This window comes from Kitasatospora phosalacinea, assembly GCF_000716545.1.
GTDB lineage: Bacteria > Actinomycetota > Actinomycetes > Streptomycetales > Streptomycetaceae > Kitasatospora > Kitasatospora phosalacinea.
In genome coordinates this window covers 38,873-56,021 of record NZ_JNWZ01000054.1, presented here as the reverse complement: position 1 = coordinate 56,021, position 17,149 = coordinate 38,873, and the positions used below count along the sequence as shown (strand labels likewise).

The following is a 17,149-nucleotide window of genomic DNA, read 5'->3' as shown; positions in this document are numbered from 1 at the left end:
GCCGCAGCTCCCCGCCGTGCGCGCGGGCCACCGCCGCCACGATCGCCAGGCCTAGCCCGTGGCCGCGCCGCGCCGGATCGCGCTGCGCCGTCCGCCCCCCGCCGCGCAGGAACGGCTCGGTCAAGGTGGTCACCAGCGCCCCGTCCAGCACCGGGCCGGAGTTGCGCACCACCAGCCGCACCCACCCCGGCCGCCGGTCGTCCGGACCGGTGTGCACCTCGGCCCCGCCGCCGGCGGGCAGGTTGTGCCGCAGCGCGTTCTGCACCAGGTTGACGGCCGCCTGCCGGAGCAGGACCGCGTTGCCCACGGTCGGTGCGGGGTCCAGTTCGGCCCGCACCCCGACACCCAGCGCCCCGGCCTCCGGCGCCGTCGCGGCCAGCGCCTCGCGGACCGCCGCCGACAGCTCCAGCGGCGCCGACTCGGGCTCCCGGTGCGAGAGTTCGGCCAGCTGCAGCAGCGCCTCGGTGACCTCGATGCCGCGCTGGTTGGTGTCCTGCAGCCGGGCCACCAGCCGCGGCCAGTCCTGGTGCGCCGGGTCCGCCGCCGCGACCTGCAGCATCGTCCGGTTGATCGCCAGCGGGGTGCGCAGCTCGTGCGAGGCGTTCGCGGTGAACCGCTGCTGGGCGTCGAAGGACCGCTCCAGCCGGGCCAGCATCTCGTCGAACGCGTCGGCCAGCTCGGTGAACTCGTCGCGCGGCCCGGCCAGCGCGATCCGGTGCCCCAGGTCGCCGTCCGACGCCCGCCGGGCCGCCGCCGTCACCTCCTGCAGCGGGCGCAGCACCCGCCCGGCCACCAGCCAGCCGCCCGCCATCCCGACCGCCGTCAGCAGCGCCAGCGCGTACCCCGACGCCGTCAGCAGCGACTCCAGGATCTCCTGCCGGGACGGCGCGTCCGCCCGGTCGCGCGGATTGGCTGGCATCAGCGGGTAGTTCGGCACGTACCGCATGCCCACGTACACCACGGCCAGGCAGAGCACGCCCGTGGTGATGGTGAACAGGGTGTAGCTGAGCGTCAGCCGCATCCGCGCGGTCAGCCGCCGCGGGCGGTTCACACCGCGTCCAGCCGGTAGCCGACGCCCGGCACGGTGTGGATCACCCACGGCTCCCCGAGCCGCTTGCGCAGGCCCGAGATGGTGATCCGCACCGCGTTGGTGAACGGGTCGGCGTGCTCGTCCCAGGCCCGCTCCAGCAGGTCCTCGGCGCTCACCACGCCGCCGCCCGCCGCCATCAGCACCTCCAGCACCGCGAACTGCTTGCGGGACAGCGCGACGTAGCGGCCGTCCCGGAACACCTCCCGGCGGAACGGGTCCAACCGCACGCCCGCCCGCTCCAGCACCGGCGGTGCCGACCCGGCCGGGCGGCGGGCCAGCGAACGCAGCCGCACCACCAGCTCCGCCAGGTCGAACGGCTTGGTCAGGTAGTCGTCGGCGCCCAGCTCGAACCCGGCGACCTTCTGGTCCAGCCGGGCCGCCGCGGTCAGCATCAGCACCCGGCAGCCCAGCCCCGCCGCGACGATCCGCCGGCATACCTCGTCGCCCGGCATCCCCGGCAGGTCCCGGTCCAGCACCACCACGTCGTACCGGTGCACCGAGAGCCGCTCCCACGCCGCCTCCCCGTCCCCCGCCACGTCGCAGGCGATCGCCGCCAGCCGCAGCCCCGCCTGCACGGCCTCGGCGAGGTACTCCTCGTCCTCCACCACCAGCACCCGCACGCACGGCTCCGTTCCTCGACGCTCCCCGCCATTGGACACCACCGGGCGTGTCGAAAACGTATGCGCGGACGCAGACGCCCGCGCAACACCGCCCGACCTGCAATGGGAGCGGCAACCGGAGAGCAGGAAGAGGCGGAGACGATGAAGAAGCACACACGGACCACGGTCACCGGACTGGCCGCGGTGGCACTGCTCGGCGCGGTGGCCGCGTACAGCGTGCTCCCGGACGGCCGCGGCGGCACGGCCGACGGCATCCCGGCCGGCGGCTCGGTCGCCCTCGACGCGGACGTCCCCGCCGTCCGCGGCCTCGACCCGCAGCTGCTCGCCGCCCTCCGCGCCGCCGCGGCCGACGCCCGGCAGCAGGGCATCGAGCTCCGCGTCACCTCCGGCCGGCGCAGCCCCGCCGACCAGCAGCGCCTCCTCGACGAGGCGGTCACCCGCTACGGCTCCCCCGACCTGGCCCGCCGCTACGTCAACACCCCCGAGAAGTCCACCCACGTCTCGGGCCGCGCCGTCGACATCGGCCCCACCGACGCCGACGACTGGCTGAACCGGCACGGCGCCCGTTACGGGCTCTGCCAGGTGTACGCCAACGAGATGTGGCACTTCGAACTGCTCACCGCGCCGGGCGGCACCTGCCCGGCGCAACGGCCCGACGCGGCGGGCTGAACGGCCGGGGAGGGCCCCTGCCCGCTCCCGCCCCGCCTCGCCTCGCCCCGCCTCGCCGGAGTCAGCTCTCCGTCGCGCGGCGCAGGGCGGACGCCAGGAGGGCCAGGTCCGTGGGGCCGTTGCCGAGTTCGCGGACCGGGCGGGGGGAGGGCGCGGCGCCGTGGTCCTCCAGGCGCTGGGCGACGACGGTGGGGCGGAGCGTCGCGGTGCGGGGGATGCGGCCGCTGACCCGGGCGCCCTGGAAGGCGGTGACGGCGCCGTCCGGGCGGCGGAGGTAGCCGCGGCCGGGGGTGGTGCCGGGGAGGGCGGCGGCGTCGGGGAGGTGGACGAGCAGGGCGGAGTCGCCGGACTGCTCGGTGCGCAGGGCGATCCGCAGCTGCGCGGCCTCGTCGACCTCGGTGCCGGCGGTGGCCTCGGGCGAGCCGGTCGCGGCGATCACGTGCACGCCGAGCCGGGCGCCGTGCACCGCGACGGCGGCCAGGGCGCGGGCCAGCGGGCGGCCGCCGGGAGACGCGGGGCCGAGCAGCGCGTCGTAGTCGTCGACCAGGACGACCAGCCGGGGCGGCACCGCGTCGGCCGGGGGCGCGTCGGGGGAGCGGCGGGGCTCGACCACCCGGACCTGCGCGGTGGAGTCCGCGGCGGGGCCGCCGACCAGCGCGGGGGTCTTGGCGAGCGCCCGGCGGGTGTGCCACTCGGTGAAGGTCAGGCCGTTGAACAGGGCCTCGCGGTGGGCGAGTTCGTCGGTGAGGCGCTCGGCGGCGAGCAGCGCGCCGCGCGGGTCCTCGGCGGCGTTGACGTGGGCGGTGACGTGCGGGAGGTCGGTGCAGCCGGCCAGGCCGCCGTCCTCGGCGCGGTCCCCGTCGACGGTCAGCAGGGCGAGCCGGCCGGGGGGCTCGGAGACCGCCAGCGAGGCGGCCAGGCTGCGCAGCAGCTCGGACTTGCCGGAGCCGGGGCCGCCGCCGATCAGCAGGTGGTCGCCGTCCTCGGCGAGGTCGACGGTGCAGTCCTCCTCGCCGCCGGCGGTCCGGGCGGTGCCGAGCAGGGCGGTGGCGCCGCCGGCCCCGGCGGGCAGGGACTGCCAGCCCTCGGCGAGCCGGGCGGGGGAGAGGGACTCGGCGCGCAGCAGGTCGAGCAGGCGCAGCGCGTCGGGCAGCGGGCCGCGCGGCGGCGCCCCGGTGTCGGTCTCGGCGAGCGGGGCGAGGGTGCGGGCGAGGCGCTCGGCCCAGGCGGGGGAGACCGCGTCGAGGGCGACGTCGGTGAGGCGCTCGCGGCCGCCGACGGCCGGGCGGTCGAGGGTGAGGCGGGTGGAGACCTCGCCGGTGATCAGGCCCAGCGCGCCGAGGCCGGTGGGGAGCTCCTCGGGGGCCGCGGCGAGGCAGAGGGTGAAGACCCCGGCCGCGGGGCCCTGGCGCAGCAGCAGGGCCAGCGCGTGCCGGCCGGCTTCGGTGCCCGGGTCCCCGTCGACCAGGACGACGGTGGCGGGCGGGCCCGCGGTGGCGGCGGCGAGCTCGGCGAGCCGGGCCTCGGCCTGTGCGGGGCCCAGGCCGTAGAGCAGCCGGCAGGCCTGGCCGTGGGCGGGGCGCAGGTGCGGGAGCCACTGGGCCCAGGCCCAGTCCTCGGCGGGCTGCTCGGCGCTGACCACGACCAGGGCGAGGCCGCTGGGCGGGTGCAGGGCGGCGAGCTGGGCGAGGGCGGCGCGGGCCAGGCCGGTGAGGCGGTGCCGGGGACCGGCCAGGCCCAGGCTGCCGGCGGTCTGCAGGTCGACGGTGACGGGGACGGCGGGCAGCAGGCTGCCGGGGACGGTGCCGGGGCCGCCGGGCAGGTCGGCGGTGCCGAGCCGGAGGGTCAGCGCGTCCGGGTGGTCGGGGCCGCGCTCCCACAGCCGCTGGCCGGTGCCGAGCGCGGTGAGCAGCAGGGCGGCCGGGTCGGGCCAGCGCTCGCGCTGGTTGGCGGCCTGCCGCAGTCGGGCGGCGTCGTGCTGGCGGCCGCCGTCGGCGGCGGGCGGCTCGGCCTTGCCGCGGCGCAGCCAGCGGCCGACGCCCCCGCCGGCGGGGGGCTCGTCGGACCGGTCGCCGCCGTCGGCGGGGGGCGCGGCGGGGCGGCCGGGGGCGGTGCGGGCGCCGGTGCGCGGGGCGAGCCGGAGCCGGCCCTCGCCGTCGGGGACGGTGGGGCGGGCCGCTATGCCCTCGGCGCGGGCGAGCTGCAGGGTGGACTCGCCGATCCGCAGCAGGGCGCCGGGGGCGAGTTCGGCGGGGCCCTCGGGCAGCCACTGCTCGTCGAGGCGGGTGCCGTTGGTGGAGCCGAGGTCCTGGACGGTGGCGCGGCCGTCCTCGGCCAGGTGCAGGGCCAGGTGCAGGCGGGAGACGTCCGGGTCGTCGAGCGGGACGTCGGCCTCGGTGGAGCGGCCGATCCGGATCCGCTCGCCGTGCAGGCGGTGGACGCCGCCGGCGTCGGGACCGCCGACCACCCGCAGTTCGGCGGCGGGGCGCTCGTCGGCGCCCTCGGCGTCCGGGTCGGGTTCGCCGAGGGAGAGGACCGCGCCGTCCACCAGCGGGGGGTGGCCGAGCGGGGTCTGCTCGTCCAGCCGGCGTTCCCCGTCGTAGAGGTGGACGTGCGTGGCGGAGCGGGCACCCCGGACGCCGACCGCGCCGGCCAGGGCGGTGGCGACGGCGCCGAGCACGGTGCCGGCCGGTGCCGTGACCAGGACGTCGACGGCGCTGCCGGGGGCGGCCGGGCCGCTGCGCGGTCGAAGGACGGTGAGCCGGATCTGCATCTCGCCCGGGGTCCCTTCTGCACACGTGTGGTGCGTGCCATCCTGCCACTCGGGACGGACAGTCCGCGCACGGTACCGGATTTGACGATCTTGCGATCACCGCCATGGTGAATCCGACGGGGAGTCAGGTCAAGGAGACCCGGGCGGCCCCGCCGCACGCAGCGCGCGGCCCGGCCGGGCAACACCTCGGAAACCCGGGCGGGCACCGTTAGAGTTGCCGAAAATACGGGAGCCCGTCCGGCCGGGCGGACTCCCCAGGCCCCGGCGCCGTTCACGGGAACGGGGGAGTGCCGGAACGCGGCCCCGGCAGCGGGCGCCGGGTGACCGAACGGAGTGCACAGGTGCGGCCTGTCGGCAGCAAGTACGTGTTGGAGGAGAGCCTCGGGCGCGGCGCGACCGGAACGGTCTGGCGCGGCCGGGTGCGCGAGGACGCCGCGGTGCCGGGCCTGCTGCCCGGGCAGGCGGTCGCGGTCAAGGTGCTGCGCGAGGAGCTCGCCGCCGACCCGGACGTGGTGATGCGCTTCCTGCGCGAGCGCTCCGTCCTGCTCCGGCTGACCCACCCCAACATCGTCCGCACCCGGGACCTGGTGGTCGAGGGCGAGCTGCTCGCCCTGGTGATGGACCTGGTCGACGGCCCCGACCTGTACCGCTACCTGCGCGAGTCCGGCCCGCTGTCGCCGATCGCCGGGTCCCTGCTGATGGCCCAGATCGCCGACGCGCTGGCCGCCAGCCACGCCGACGGCGTCGTGCACCGGGACCTCAAGCCCGCCAACGTGCTGCTGGCCACCCTCGCGGTGGACGGCGGCGAGCGGATGCACCCGATGCTCACCGACTTCGGCATCGCCCGGCTCGCCGACTCCCCGGGCATCACCCGCACCCACGAGTTCGTCGGCACCCCCGCCTACGTCGCCCCCGAGTCCGCCGAGGGCCGCCCGCAGACCGCCGCGGTCGACGTCTACGGCGCCGGCATCCTGCTGTACGAACTGGTCACCGGCCGCCCGCCGTTCCAGGGCGACAACCCGATGGCCGTCCTCCAGGCGCACCTCGCGCAGGAGCCGCAGCGCCCCCGCACCATGCCCGAGCCGCTGTGGACGGTGGTCGAGCGCTGCCTGCGCAAGGACCCGGCCCAGCGCCCCACCGCCGTCTCGCTGGCCGAGGCGCTGCGGGTGGTCGCGGCCGGCGTCGGCGTGCACTCCTCCCCGGCCGCGGTGGACGCCGCGATGGCCGTCGGCGGCCTGCTGGTGCCCGACCCGGCGCCGGCCCCCGCCGTGCCCGCCGCGCACGACGCGCCCGCCGCGCACGACGCCACCCTGGGGGGCGGGTACGACCCGGCCGCCGCGACCCAGGTGATGGCGCACCGGCCGGCCGTGCCGGGCGCCGAGGAGCACACCCAGCTGATCGCCCCGCCGCCGGCCGCGCCGCCCGCGGACCGCACCCGGGTGATGCCCGCGGTGCCGCCCGGCCCCGAGCAGCCCCCGGCCCAGCCCGAGGGGCCGCACCCGTGGCAGACCCAGCTGCGCGCCGCCCGGGACCGCAACGCGCAGACCCGGATCGGCTACTTCGAGCCGGAGGGCCCGGGCGAGCCGCAGGTCGCCCCGCGCCCCTACCAGGCCGGCCAGTACCCGCAGCCGGGCCCCGGCGGCCGCCCGCCGGTGGCCCCGCCGCCGTACCAGGCCCCGCCGGGCGGCCGGCCCCCGCAGGACGGCCGCTACGCCCCGCAGCAGGGCCCGTACCAGCCCCCGCAGCCGCCGCACCCCCAGCCGGGCCGCCACCCGCAGCAGGGGCCCGGCGGCCGCCCGCCGGTCGCCCCGCCGCCGTACCAGGCCCAGCAGCCCGGCCCGCCGCCCGGCTACGGCGGCCGGCCGGAGGGCCGCGGCGCGCCGCAGCGCCGTCCCGAGCCCGCGCCGCCGCGCCGCCAGGAGCCGCCGTACCGCGAACCGGAGCCGGTCCGCGAGGCGCCCCGGGAGCGGGAGCCGCGGCGGCGCAGCCCGAACCGGACGCGGATCCCCGGCCTGGGCTGCCTCAAGGGCTGCCTGCTGGTGCTGGTGGTGCTGGCGCTGGGCTGCCTGGCGCTGTGGAACTTCACGCCCCTGCCGCACTACTGGGACAACGTGGTCGGCTGGTACCACTCGGCGAGCGACTGGGTCACCAGCCACACCTGACGGTGGAATTGACGCTTTGTCGACAATCCCGCGAAATTCCACCGGATCGGTACCGCCGAGGGGCCCCTCCGGCGCCCCCGGAGGCCCCGCGGACGCGTAGGTTGTTCGTCGAGCACCGACCTCACGAGCCCACGGAGCAGCATTGGCACGCAAGATCGGCAGCCGGTACACCGTCCACCAGGTGATCGGCCGCGGCTCGGCCGGCACCGTGTGGCTCGGCGAGGGCCCCGACGGCCCGGTCGCGGTGAAGCTGCTGCGCGAGGACCTCGCGGCCGACCAGGTGCTGGTCGGCCGCTTCGTCCAGGAGCGCGCCGCCCTCACCGGTCTCGACCACCCGCACGTGGTCGGCGTCCACGACATGGTGGTCGACGGCAACGACCTCGCCCTGGTGATGGACCTGGTCCGGGGCAGCGACCTGCGCACCCGGCTGGAGCGCGACGGCGTGCTCAGCCCGGCCGTCGCCGCCGCGGTGATCGCCGACGTCGCCGACGGCCTGGCCGCCGCGCACGCCGCCGGCATCGTGCACCGGGACGTCAAGCCGGAGAACGTCCTGCTCGACCTGGCCGCCCCGCCCGGCCCCGGCGGCGCCCCGCGCGCCAAGCTCACCGACTTCGGCATCGCCCGCCTGGTCGACGCCCCCCGCCGCACCCGCGCCACCCGGATCATCGGCACCCCCGACTACCTCGCCCCCGAGATCATCGAGGGCCTGGAGCCGCGCGCCGCCGTCGACATCTACGCCACCGCCACCGTGCTGTACGAACTGCTCACCGGCACCACCCCGTTCGGCGGCGGCCACACCGGCGCGGTGCTGCGCCGGCACGTCACCGAGAACGTCCCCCCGGTCGAGGGCATGCCGGACGGCCTGTGGCGGATCATCTCCGAGTGCCTGGCCAAGGCCCCCGCCTCCCGGCTGCGCGCCGCCGAACTCGCCGCCCGGCTGCGCGAACTGCTCCCCGAACTGGCCGGGCTCGGCCCGCTCGCGGTGCCCGCCCAGCGCGGCGTCCCCGAGGAGGTGCCCACCCCCGGCGAGGCCGTCTACGCCGAGGCCGACGCCTTCGCCGGCAGCGGCACCCACCGCCGCCGCCGCGGCCCCGCCGTCCCGCTGGTGCCGCCCCCGCAGCCCGACTCCACCCGGGACACCCACACCAGCCTGCGCCGCCCCTCCGCCCGGGAGCTCGCCTCCTACGCCGAGGAGTCCCGCGCCCAGCGCGAACGGCCCGCCGCCGCCCACCGCCGCACCCGGGCCCAGATGATCCGCCGCCGCCGCACCCTGGCCGTGCTGATCGCCGTCGTCCTGCTGCTGGCCGGCGCCGCCGCCGCGTGGACGGCGTTCGCCGCCGAACCCCCGGCCGGCGCCTCCGCGGCGGTGCGCACCTCCTGGCACCCCCGGTTGTAGCCGAGCCCCCCCGCGGAACCATTACCCTTGAGGCGTGGCAGCCGTCGATCCTTCCGAAGAGCTCAAGAACCTCGACTCGACCATGGCGTCGATCGAGGCAGTCCTCGACCTGGACAAGATCCGGGCCGACATCGCAACCCTGGAGGAGGAGGCAGCCGCCCCGACCCTGTGGGACGACGTCGTCAACGCGCAGAAGGTCACCAGCCGGCTCTCCTTCCTCCAGGGCGAACTGCGCAAGTTCGAGACCCTGCGCGGCCGGGTCGAGGACCTGGGCGTCCTGTTCGAACTGGCCGAGGACGAGGACGACGCGGACACCCGCACCGAGGCCGAGGCCGAGCTGACGTCCGTCAAGAAGGCCGTCGAGGAGCTGGAGGTCCGCACCCTGCTCTCCGGCGAGTACGACGCCCGCGAGGCCCTGGTCAACATCCGGGCCGAGGCGGGCGGCGTCGACGCCGCCGACTTCGCCGAGCAGCTGATGCGCATGTACCTGCGCTGGGCCGAGCGGCACGGCTACCCGACCGAGGTCTACGACACCTCGTACGCCGAAGAGGCCGGCATCAAGTCCGCGACCTTCACCGTCAAGGCCCCCTACGCCTACGGCACCCTCTCCGTCGAGCAGGGCACCCACCGCCTGGTGCGCATCTCCCCGTTCGACAACCAGGGCCGCCGCCAGACCTCCTTCGCGGGCGTCGAGGTGCTCCCCGTCGTCGAGACCTCCGACCACGTCGACATCGACGAGGGCGACCTGCGGATCGACGTCTACCGCGCCTCCGGCCCCGGCGGCCAGGGCGTCAACACCACCGACTCCGCCGTCCGCATCACCCACCTGCCCACCGGCATCGTGGTCTCCTGCCAGAACGAGCGCTCCCAGATCCAGAACAAGGCCTCGGCGATGAACGTCCTCCAGGCCAAGCTGCTGGAGCGCCGCCGCCAGGAGGAGCGCGCCGCGATGGACGCCCTCAAGGACGGCGGCTCGTCCTGGGGCAACCAGATGCGCTCCTACGTCCTGCACCCGTACCAGATGGTCAAGGACCTGCGCACCGCCGGTGGCGCAAGCAGCGCGAGAACTGATCGCGGGGCGCGAGGAGGCCGGCCGAGATGAACGATGGACGCAGCATCGAGGCCGGCATCCGGTGGCGCGAGCAGCGCGAGAACTGATCGCGGGGCGCGAAGCGTGAGCGCGCGCAGCGAAAGGGCCCCACCGCCTCGGCGGTGGGGCCCTTCGTGGTCTCTCGGGTCAGCGCAGCAGCAGCGCCAGGGCGAGCACCGCCGCGAACAGCAGGGCCAGCAGCACCGCGTTGTTGAGCGTCGGGAACGGCCCGTGCTGCTCCTGCTGGAGCCGGGCGCGGTTGGCGCGGCACACCGGGCAGCGGCCGTCGCTCACGCGGCCGTTGCAGTTGGCGCACACCAGTTGGTCGCAGGTCATGCGATCTCCTCCTTGCTGCATAGCCAACGCGCCGGAGGCGGATTCGGTTCCGACTGCTTACCACTCTGCCAGGTTCCGTACCCCTCGGCTCCCGGAGGGGAAGGGTTATCGATCTGTGACGTACCTCGCAATTTCCGGTCCGAACCGGAACAACACCTGACGAAACCACGGTCGGTAGGCGTCCGGCGACTGCGAGTGCGGTGGGGCATCGCGTAAGGTCACTGGCTCCGATCCACCTAGGATGGCCCCGTGATGCAGCCGTGATCAGATTCGACAACGTCTCCAAGACCTATCCCAAGCAGAACCGTCCGGCCCTGGACAACGTCTCGCTGGAGATCGAGAAGGGCGAGTTCGTCTTCCTGGTCGGTTCGTCAGGTTCCGGCAAGTCGACGTTCCTGCGCCTGTGCCTGCGCGAGGAGCGCCCGTCCACCGGCGCGGTGCACGTGCTGGGCAAGGACCTGGGCAAGCTCTCGAACTGGAAGGTGCCGCACATGCGGCGCCAACTGGGTACCGTCTTCCAGGACTTCCGCCTGCTGCCGAACAAGACGGTGGGGCAGAACGTGGCGTTCGCCCTGGAGGTCATCGGCAAGCCGAAGAGCGCCATCAACAAGGTGGTGCCCGAGGTGCTCGACCTGGTCGGCCTCGGCGGCAAGGAGGGTCGGATGCCCGGCGAGCTGTCGGGCGGTGAGCAGCAGCGCGTGGCGATCGCCCGGGCGTTCGTGAACCGGCCGATGCTGCTGATCGCCGACGAGCCCACCGGCAACCTCGACCCGCAGAACTCGGTCGGCATCATGAAGCTGCTCGACCGCATCAACCGGACCGGCACCACCGTGCTGATGGCGACCCACGACCAGGCGATCGTCGACCAGATGCGCAAGCGCGTCATCGAACTCGACAAGGGCCTGCTGGTCCGCGACCAGGCTCGCGGCGTCTACGGCTACCAGAGCTAGAAGAGAGAAGCATGCGCGCCCAGTTCGTTCTGTCGGAGATCGGCGTCGGCCTCCGCCGCAACCTGACCATGACCATCGCCGTCGTGGTCAGCGTCGCACTGTCGCTCGCCCTCGCCGGTGCCTCGCTGCTGGTCCGCGACCAGGTCAACTCCATGAAGGACTACTGGTACGACAAGGTCGAAGTCAGCATCTACTTCTGCATCAAGGCGGACCACAACTCGCCGCAGTGCGCGTCGGGTGCGGCCACCGACGACCAGGTCGCCCAGGTGAAGGCGGACCTGGACAAGATGGCGCCGCTGGTGCAGAGCTCGACCTACGAGTCCTCCCAGGAGGCGTACAAGCACTTCAAGGAGAGCAACCCGGACAACCCGCTGCTGGCGGCGGTCGGTCCGGACGCGATGCCGCAGTCCTGGCGGGTCAAGCTGAGCGACCCGACCAAGTTCGACGTGATCCAGAGCGCCTTCGCGGGCAAGCCGGGCGTCAAGTCGGTCGACGACCAGCGCAAGATCCTGGAGAACCTGTTCGGCCTGCTGCGCGGCCTGCAGACCGCGGCGTTCGTGATCATGGTGCTGATGCTGTTCGTCGCACTGCTGCTGATCGTCAACACCGTCCGGGTGTCCGCGTTCAGCCGACGGCGCGAGACGGGCATCATGCGCCTGGTCGGCGCGTCCAACTTCTACGTGCAGATGCCGTTCATCGCGGAGGCCGCGTTCGCCGCGCTGCTCGGCTCGGTGCTGGCCTCCGGACTGCTGATCGGCGGGCACTTCTTCGTGCACGGGTGGCTGGCGAAGAAGGTCGGGTTCATCACCTTCATCGGCCTGTCCTCGGTGCTGGCGGTCATCCCGCTGCTGGTGGTGGTCGGCATGGGGATGGCGGCGATCGCCGCGTTCTTCACCCTCCGCAAGTACTTGAAGGTCTGACGCACCGTCGGTGCTACCGGTCGGCGCACCCGCCCGCCTAGACTCGCTGGCATGCCGACAGCACCGCGAGTACGCCAGGGGATGACGCTCGGGCTGGTGTTCGGCGCGGTGCTGTTCGCCGGAGCCGCCTCGGGGGCCTGGGGAGAGCCGGACGGCTCCTCCCGGGCCCCTTCGTCGTCCGACGCCGGGCCGCCCGCCACCGACCTGACCGGGGCCGACCTGAGCCCGCAGCAGGCCAGGCAGTTGGTCGGCGCCAGCGGCGACCGCTGGGCCGCCTACCTGAGCCCGCAGCAGTACGCGGACCTCACCGGCGGCCGGTACGCGGGCGTCGGGCTGAGCGTGGACCGGGAGGCCGGCGGACCGACCCTGGTGGCCGAGGTGCTGCCCGGCTCGCCCGCCGCCCGGGCCGGCATCGAGGCCGGCCAGCGGCTGGTCACCGTCGACGGGACGCCGGCCGAGCAACTGCCGGTCACCGAGGTGGTCTCCCGGCTGCGCGGCGGGCCGGCCGGCAGCGCGGTCGCGGTCGGCGTCGAGGGCGGGGGCGAGGCCGGGCCGGTGCGCCAACTCACCCTCACCCGGGCCGAGCTGTCCACCCGCGAGGTCGAGGCCGACCACCCGGCGCCCGGAGTGGCCCGGATCGCCGTGCACGCCTTCACCGAGGGCGTCGGCGACCAGGTGCGGGCCGCCGCGGCCGGCGCCCGGGGCGTGGTGCTCGACCTGCGCGGCAACTCCGGCGGGCTGGTCGAGGAGGCCGTCGCCACCGCCTCGGTGTTCCTCGACGGCGGACCGGTGGCCAGCTACCAGGTGCGCGGCGAGCACCGCGAACTGACCGCCGCCCCGGGCGGGAACACCTCCGTCCCGCTGGTGGTGCTGGTCGACGGCGGCACCATGAGCGCCGCCGAACTGCTGGCCGGCGCGCTCCAGGACCGCAGCCGGGCCGTCCTGGTCGGCAGCCGCACCTTCGGCAAGGGCACCGTCCAGCAGCCCAGCCGGCTCGCCGACGGCTCGGTGCTGGAGCTCACCGTCGGCCGCTACCAGACCCCGGCCGGCCGCTCCCCGGACGGCACCGGCGTCCAGCCCGACGTGCCGGCCGCCGGCGAGGACCCGGGGGCGCTCGCACTCAGGGTGCTGGACGGGCTGACCGGCTCCGGGCCGACCGACCCTGCCGGGCCCGGTGCGCCCGCCCGGCCCGCCGGCCCGACCGACCCCGCCGGGCCCGCCGCGCCGTAAAGGGGCTGCCGCGTTCGCCGCCGAGGTGCGAGAATGGCCGGGCTATGGCAAAGGAAACGGGCAAGAAGCTGGTCGCGCAGAACAAGAAGGCGCGGCACGAGTACACCATTCTCGACACCTACGAGTGCGGCATGGTGCTCACCGGTACCGAGGTCAAGTCGCTCCGCGAGGGCCGGGCCAACCTGGTCGACGGCTACGCGTACGTCCAGGGCGGTGAGGCCTGGATCGACAACGTCTTCATCCCCGAGTACGCCCAGGGCACCTGGACCAACCACTCGGCGCGGCGCAAGCGCAAGCTGCTGCTGCACAAGATGGAGATCCGCAAGATCGAGTCCAAGGTGAAGGAGACCGGCCACACGCTGGTCCCGCTGTCCCTGTACTTCAAGGACGGCCGCGCCAAGCTCGAACTCGCCCTCGCGGTCGGCAAGAAGCTGTACGACAAGCGGCAGACCCTGCGCGAACGGCAGGACCGCCGCGAGACCGACCGGGCGGTGGCCGCCGCCCGCCGGCGCTCCGGACAGGGCTGAGCCGCCACCCGCGGTTAATGCGCTGGACCCTTGACGGGCCGGTTGAGTACTATGGCGGTGCACCACCCGGAGGGCGGTCCGCCTCCCGCCGGAGTTGTTTGTCAAAAAAACATGGGGATGATCGGTTTCGACAGTGGCAGTCGAAACAGGAGAAGCGAGCCGAGGAACGCGGCAATGATCTCGTTAACCACCTGTCGCAAAAAAATAATCGCCAACTCTAAGCGCGATTCCCAGCAGTTCGCTCTCGCAGCCTGATCTGCGAAAGTGAATGGGTGTCAGCCCGGGGCGTTCCCGACCCGGATCCTGGCATAATCTAGGGAACTCAACCTTCCACCCCGGTCACGGGGGTGGCGGGGAAACCAAACAGTGACTGGGCCTGTTGGCGGCTTGTCCGCGTGACCGCCAGGGCCGAGAAAATCACAGCGGACTGCGCTCGGAGAAGTCCTGAATCCACTTCACTGGACCCGGGTTCGATTCCCGGCATCTCCACCACCCCATGTGCATCGCAGAGCCGCCCTCCGTTCCGGAGGGCGGCTCTCGTGCGTTCCCGGCCCCTCACACGCCGGGCCGGCGGCGGGTGAGAGGACGGTTCCGCACGCTTCACACCGCACAACGAACCCGAAATCACGGGCTCCTAGCGTCAGTGGCACAGGGTCTTGGACACCCGCACTCGAAGGAGCGACCCCATGGACGGCACCACCACGAACAGCAGGACGGGCGGCCGTTGGATCCAGCACTGGGACCCGGAGGACGCCGCGTTCTGGGAGGCCACCGGCCGCCGGACGGCCCGGCGCAACCTCGCCTTCTCGGTGCTCTCCGAGCACATCGGCTTCTCGATCTGGAGCCTGTGGTCGGTGATGGTGCTCTTCATGGGCAAGGAGTACGGCATCGACCCGGCCGGGAAGTTCTTCCTGGTCGCGATGCCCACCCTGGTCGGCTCCTTCGTCCGGATCCCCTACACCGTCGCGGTGGCCCGCTTCGGCGGCCGGAACTGGACGGTGGTCTCCGCGCTGCTGCTGCTCCTGCCGACCCTCGCCGCCGCGTACGTCATGCACCCCGGCACCTCGTACACCACCTTCATGCTGGTCGCGGCGCTGACCGGGTTCGGCGGCGGCAACTTCGCCTCCTCGATGACCAACATCAACGCCTTCTACCCGGCCCGGCACAAGGGCTGGGCGCTCGGCCTCAACGCGGGCGGCGGCAACATCGGGGTGCCGGTGATCCAGCTGGTCTCGCTCGGCGTGATCTCCTGGGCCGGCGCCGGGCACCCCCGCCTGGTCCTGGGCATCTACCTGCCGCTGATCGTGGTCGCCGCGCTGTGCGCCGCCCTGTTCATGGACAACCTGGCCCCGATGAAGGCCGACACCGGATCGCTCGCCGCGATCGTCCGGGAGAAGCACACCTGGCTGATGTCGGTGCTGTACGTCGGCACCTTCGGCTCCTTCATCGGCTTCTCCTTCGCCTTCGGCCTGGTGCTGCAGAACCAGTTCGGCCGCACCCCGCTGCAGGCCGCCCAGCTGACCTTCCTCGGCCCGCTGCTGGGCTCGGTGGTCCGCCCGCTCGGCGGGAAGCTCGCCGACCGCTTCGGCGGCGCCCGGATCACCCTGTGGAACTTCGCCGCGATGGCCGTCGCCGCCGGCGTCGTCACCTACGCCTCGTCGATCCGCTCGCTGCCGGTCTTCCTCACCGGCTTCGTCGCCCTGTTCGCCCTGGCCGGCCTCGGCAACGGCTCCACCTACAAGATGATCCCCGGCATCTTCGACGCCAAGGCCCAGGACCGGATCGCGGCCGGCGACACCCCCGAGGACGCCGCCGCCTGGTCCCGCAAGATGTCCGGCGCCGCGATCGGCGTGATCGGCGCGGTCGGCGCCCTCGGCGGCCTCTTCATCAACCTGGCCTTCCGGCAGTCCTTCCTGGTCGCCAAGTCCGGCACCCCCGCCTTCGTCTCCTTCCTCGCCGCCTACGCCGTCTGCTTCGCCCTCACCTGGACCGTCTACCTCCGCCGCCCCGCCCCCGCCGCGGCCAGCGCCGACGCCCCCGCCCTCGCACAGGTCTGAGCCGCCGTCACACCCCCGGGACCGTTCCGACCAGCGGCGAAACACGCCGGTAATCGGAGCGACCCGGGGGTGACACCGTGACCGGCCACGATTGACCACCACCCACCCACCCGACCGACCGCCGTCCCGTCCCCAGCCAGGACGCCCCGGGACGGCGCACCTAAGGACGACACCGCATGGCCGACCCGACCCGACGCCTGCAGGACGAACCCGAGCCCGCCGAGAGCGGCCCGCTCGCCGGCTGGACCATCGGCATCACCGCCGCCCGCCGCGCCGACGAGCTCACCGCCCTGCTGCAGCGCCGCGGCGCGAACGTGCTGCGCGCGCCCGCGCTGCGGATCGTGCCGCTCGCTGACGACACCGAACTCCACAACGCCACCCGCTCCCTGATCGCCGACCCGCCCGACCTGGCCGTCGCCACCACCGGCATCGGCTTCCGCGGCTGGCTGGAGGCCGCCGACGGCTGGGACCTCGGCGAGAACCTGCGCGCCGCCCTCGGCCACGCCTCCGTGCTCGCCCGCGGCCCCAAGGCCAAGGGCGCGATCCGGGCCGCCGGGCTGCGCGAGTCCTTCTCCGCCGCCACCGAGTCCTCCACCGAGGTGCTCTCCCACCTCCTCGACCGGGGCGTCGACGGCCGCCGGATCGCCGTCCAGCTGCACGGCGCCCCGCTGCCCGGCTTCGTCGAGTCGCTGCGCACCGCCGGCGCGGACGTCGTCGAGGTCCCGGTCTACCGCTGGCTCCCGCCCGCCGACCTCGGCCCGCTCGACCGCCTCCTCGACGCGACCTGCGCCGGCGCGCTCGACGCCGTCACCTTCACCTCCGCGCCCGCCGCGATCAGCCTCCTCGACCGGGCCGCGGAGCGCGGCCGCACGGAGGAACTGCTGCACGCCCTGCGCCGCGACGTCCTGGCGGTCTGCGTCGGCCCGGTCACCTCCGCCCCGCTCGACCAGCTCGACGTCCCCACCGTCTGGCCCGAGCGGATGCGGCTCGGCGCGATGGTCCAGACCCTCACCACCGCCCTCCCCGAACGCGCCCGCCGCCTCCCGGTGGCCGGCCACACCCTCGAACTGCGCGGCCAGGCCGCCCTGGTCGACGGCCGCCTGCGCCCCGTCCCCCCGGCCGGCATGGCCCTGCTGCGCACCCTCGCCCGCCACCCCGGCTGGGTCGTCCCGCGCGCCGACCTGCTCAAGGCCCTGCCGGGCAGCGGCGACGACGAGCACGCCGTCGAGACCGCGATGGCCCGCCTGCGCCAGGCGCTGGGCGCGCCGCGGCTGATCACCACCGTCGTCAAGCGCGGCTACCGGCTGACGCTCGACCACTGACGGGAGG

The 17,149-nt window shown here is 74.6% G+C and carries 12 protein-coding genes, 1 other RNA gene and 2 pseudogenes; 11 read left to right on the top strand and 4 right to left on the bottom strand.

All coding sequences use genetic code 11. From position 1 onward, the window contains the following. Positions 1–13 precede the first annotated feature (13 nt). Both OO48_RS36620 and OO48_RS24675 read right to left on the bottom strand, forming a co-directional pair. Positions 14–811: pseudogene (locus tag OO48_RS36620) on the bottom strand (sensor histidine kinase); the annotation flags it as partial. A gap of 236 nt (positions 812–1,047) precedes the next feature. Then, entirely contained in the window at positions 1,048–1,710 is a 663-nt protein-coding gene (locus tag OO48_RS24675; protein ID WP_033219957.1) for a response regulator transcription factor, read from the bottom strand. A gap of 141 nt (positions 1,711–1,851) precedes the next feature. On the opposite strand from OO48_RS24675, the gene OO48_RS24670 reads away from it, so the two are divergent. Then, a complete protein-coding gene (locus OO48_RS24670) occupies positions 1,852–2,379 on the top strand; it encodes a M15 family metallopeptidase (RefSeq protein WP_033219955.1) in 528 nt (175 codons plus the stop codon). A 61-nt stretch (positions 2,380–2,440) separates the two neighbouring features. On the opposite strand, the gene OO48_RS24665 is transcribed toward OO48_RS24670, so the two are convergent. Next, entirely contained in the window at positions 2,441–5,152 is a 2,712-nt protein-coding gene (locus OO48_RS24665) for an FtsK/SpoIIIE domain-containing protein (RefSeq protein ID WP_033219953.1), read from the bottom strand. Positions 5,153–5,493: 341 nt separating this feature from the next. On the opposite strand from OO48_RS24665, the gene OO48_RS24660 reads away from it, so the two are divergent. The 3 genes and pseudogenes from OO48_RS24660 (at position 5,494) to prfB (ending at position 9,868) form a co-directional block, all read left to right on the top strand. Continuing rightward, positions 5,494–7,314, top strand: a complete 1,821-nt coding sequence (locus tag OO48_RS24660; protein ID WP_033219951.1) for a serine/threonine-protein kinase — start codon at positions 5,494–5,496, stop codon at positions 7,312–7,314. 142 nt (positions 7,315–7,456) lie between these two features. Then, on the top strand, positions 7,457–8,710 hold the full coding sequence (locus OO48_RS24655; protein WP_033219946.1) for a serine/threonine-protein kinase: 1,254 nt from the start codon (positions 7,457–7,459) through the stop codon (positions 8,708–8,710). A 34-nt stretch (positions 8,711–8,744) separates the two neighbouring features. Next, positions 8,745–9,868, top strand: a pseudogene (prfB, locus tag OO48_RS34545) (peptide chain release factor 2). A 79-nt stretch (positions 9,869–9,947) separates the two neighbouring features. Here the strand turns inward: prfB and OO48_RS24645 are convergent. Next, positions 9,948–10,136 carry a hypothetical protein gene (locus tag OO48_RS24645; RefSeq protein ID WP_033219944.1) on the bottom strand — a complete coding sequence of 63 codons (189 nt, stop codon included), beginning with the start codon at positions 10,134–10,136 and terminating at the stop codon, positions 9,948–9,950. 260 nt (positions 10,137–10,396) lie between these two features. Between OO48_RS24645 and ftsE the strand changes: the two genes are divergently transcribed. The 7 genes from ftsE (at position 10,397) to OO48_RS24615 (ending at position 17,142) form a co-directional block, all read left to right on the top strand. Then, a complete protein-coding gene (gene ftsE / locus OO48_RS24640) occupies positions 10,397–11,086 on the top strand; it encodes a cell division ATP-binding protein FtsE (protein ID WP_033219943.1) in 690 nt (229 codons plus the stop codon). Positions 11,087–11,097: 11 nt separating this feature from the next. Beyond that, on the top strand, positions 11,098–12,006 hold the full coding sequence (gene ftsX / locus OO48_RS24635) for a permease-like cell division protein FtsX (protein WP_033219942.1): 909 nt from the start codon (positions 11,098–11,100) through the stop codon (positions 12,004–12,006). 51 nt (positions 12,007–12,057) lie between these two features. Further along, positions 12,058–13,236, top strand: a complete 1,179-nt coding sequence (locus OO48_RS24630) for a S41 family peptidase (RefSeq protein WP_081952349.1) — start codon at positions 12,058–12,060, stop codon at positions 13,234–13,236. A gap of 44 nt (positions 13,237–13,280) precedes the next feature. After that, positions 13,281–13,763 carry an SsrA-binding protein SmpB gene (smpB, locus tag OO48_RS24625; protein ID WP_033219940.1) on the top strand — a complete coding sequence of 161 codons (483 nt, stop codon included), beginning with the start codon at positions 13,281–13,283 and terminating at the stop codon, positions 13,761–13,763. 113 nt (positions 13,764–13,876) lie between these two features. Next, positions 13,877–14,255, top strand: a transfer-messenger RNA (tmRNA) gene (gene ssrA / locus OO48_RS35775). 194 nt (positions 14,256–14,449) lie between these two features. After that, positions 14,450–15,820 (top strand): nitrate/nitrite transporter, encoded by a 1,371-nt coding sequence (locus OO48_RS24620; protein ID WP_033219938.1) that lies wholly within the window; start codon positions 14,450–14,452, stop codon positions 15,818–15,820. 176 nt (positions 15,821–15,996) lie between these two features. Then, positions 15,997–17,142, top strand: coding sequence for a uroporphyrinogen-III synthase (locus tag OO48_RS24615; RefSeq protein WP_033219936.1), 1,146 nt, complete (start codon positions 15,997–15,999; stop codon positions 17,140–17,142). Positions 17,143–17,149 lie beyond the last annotated feature (7 nt).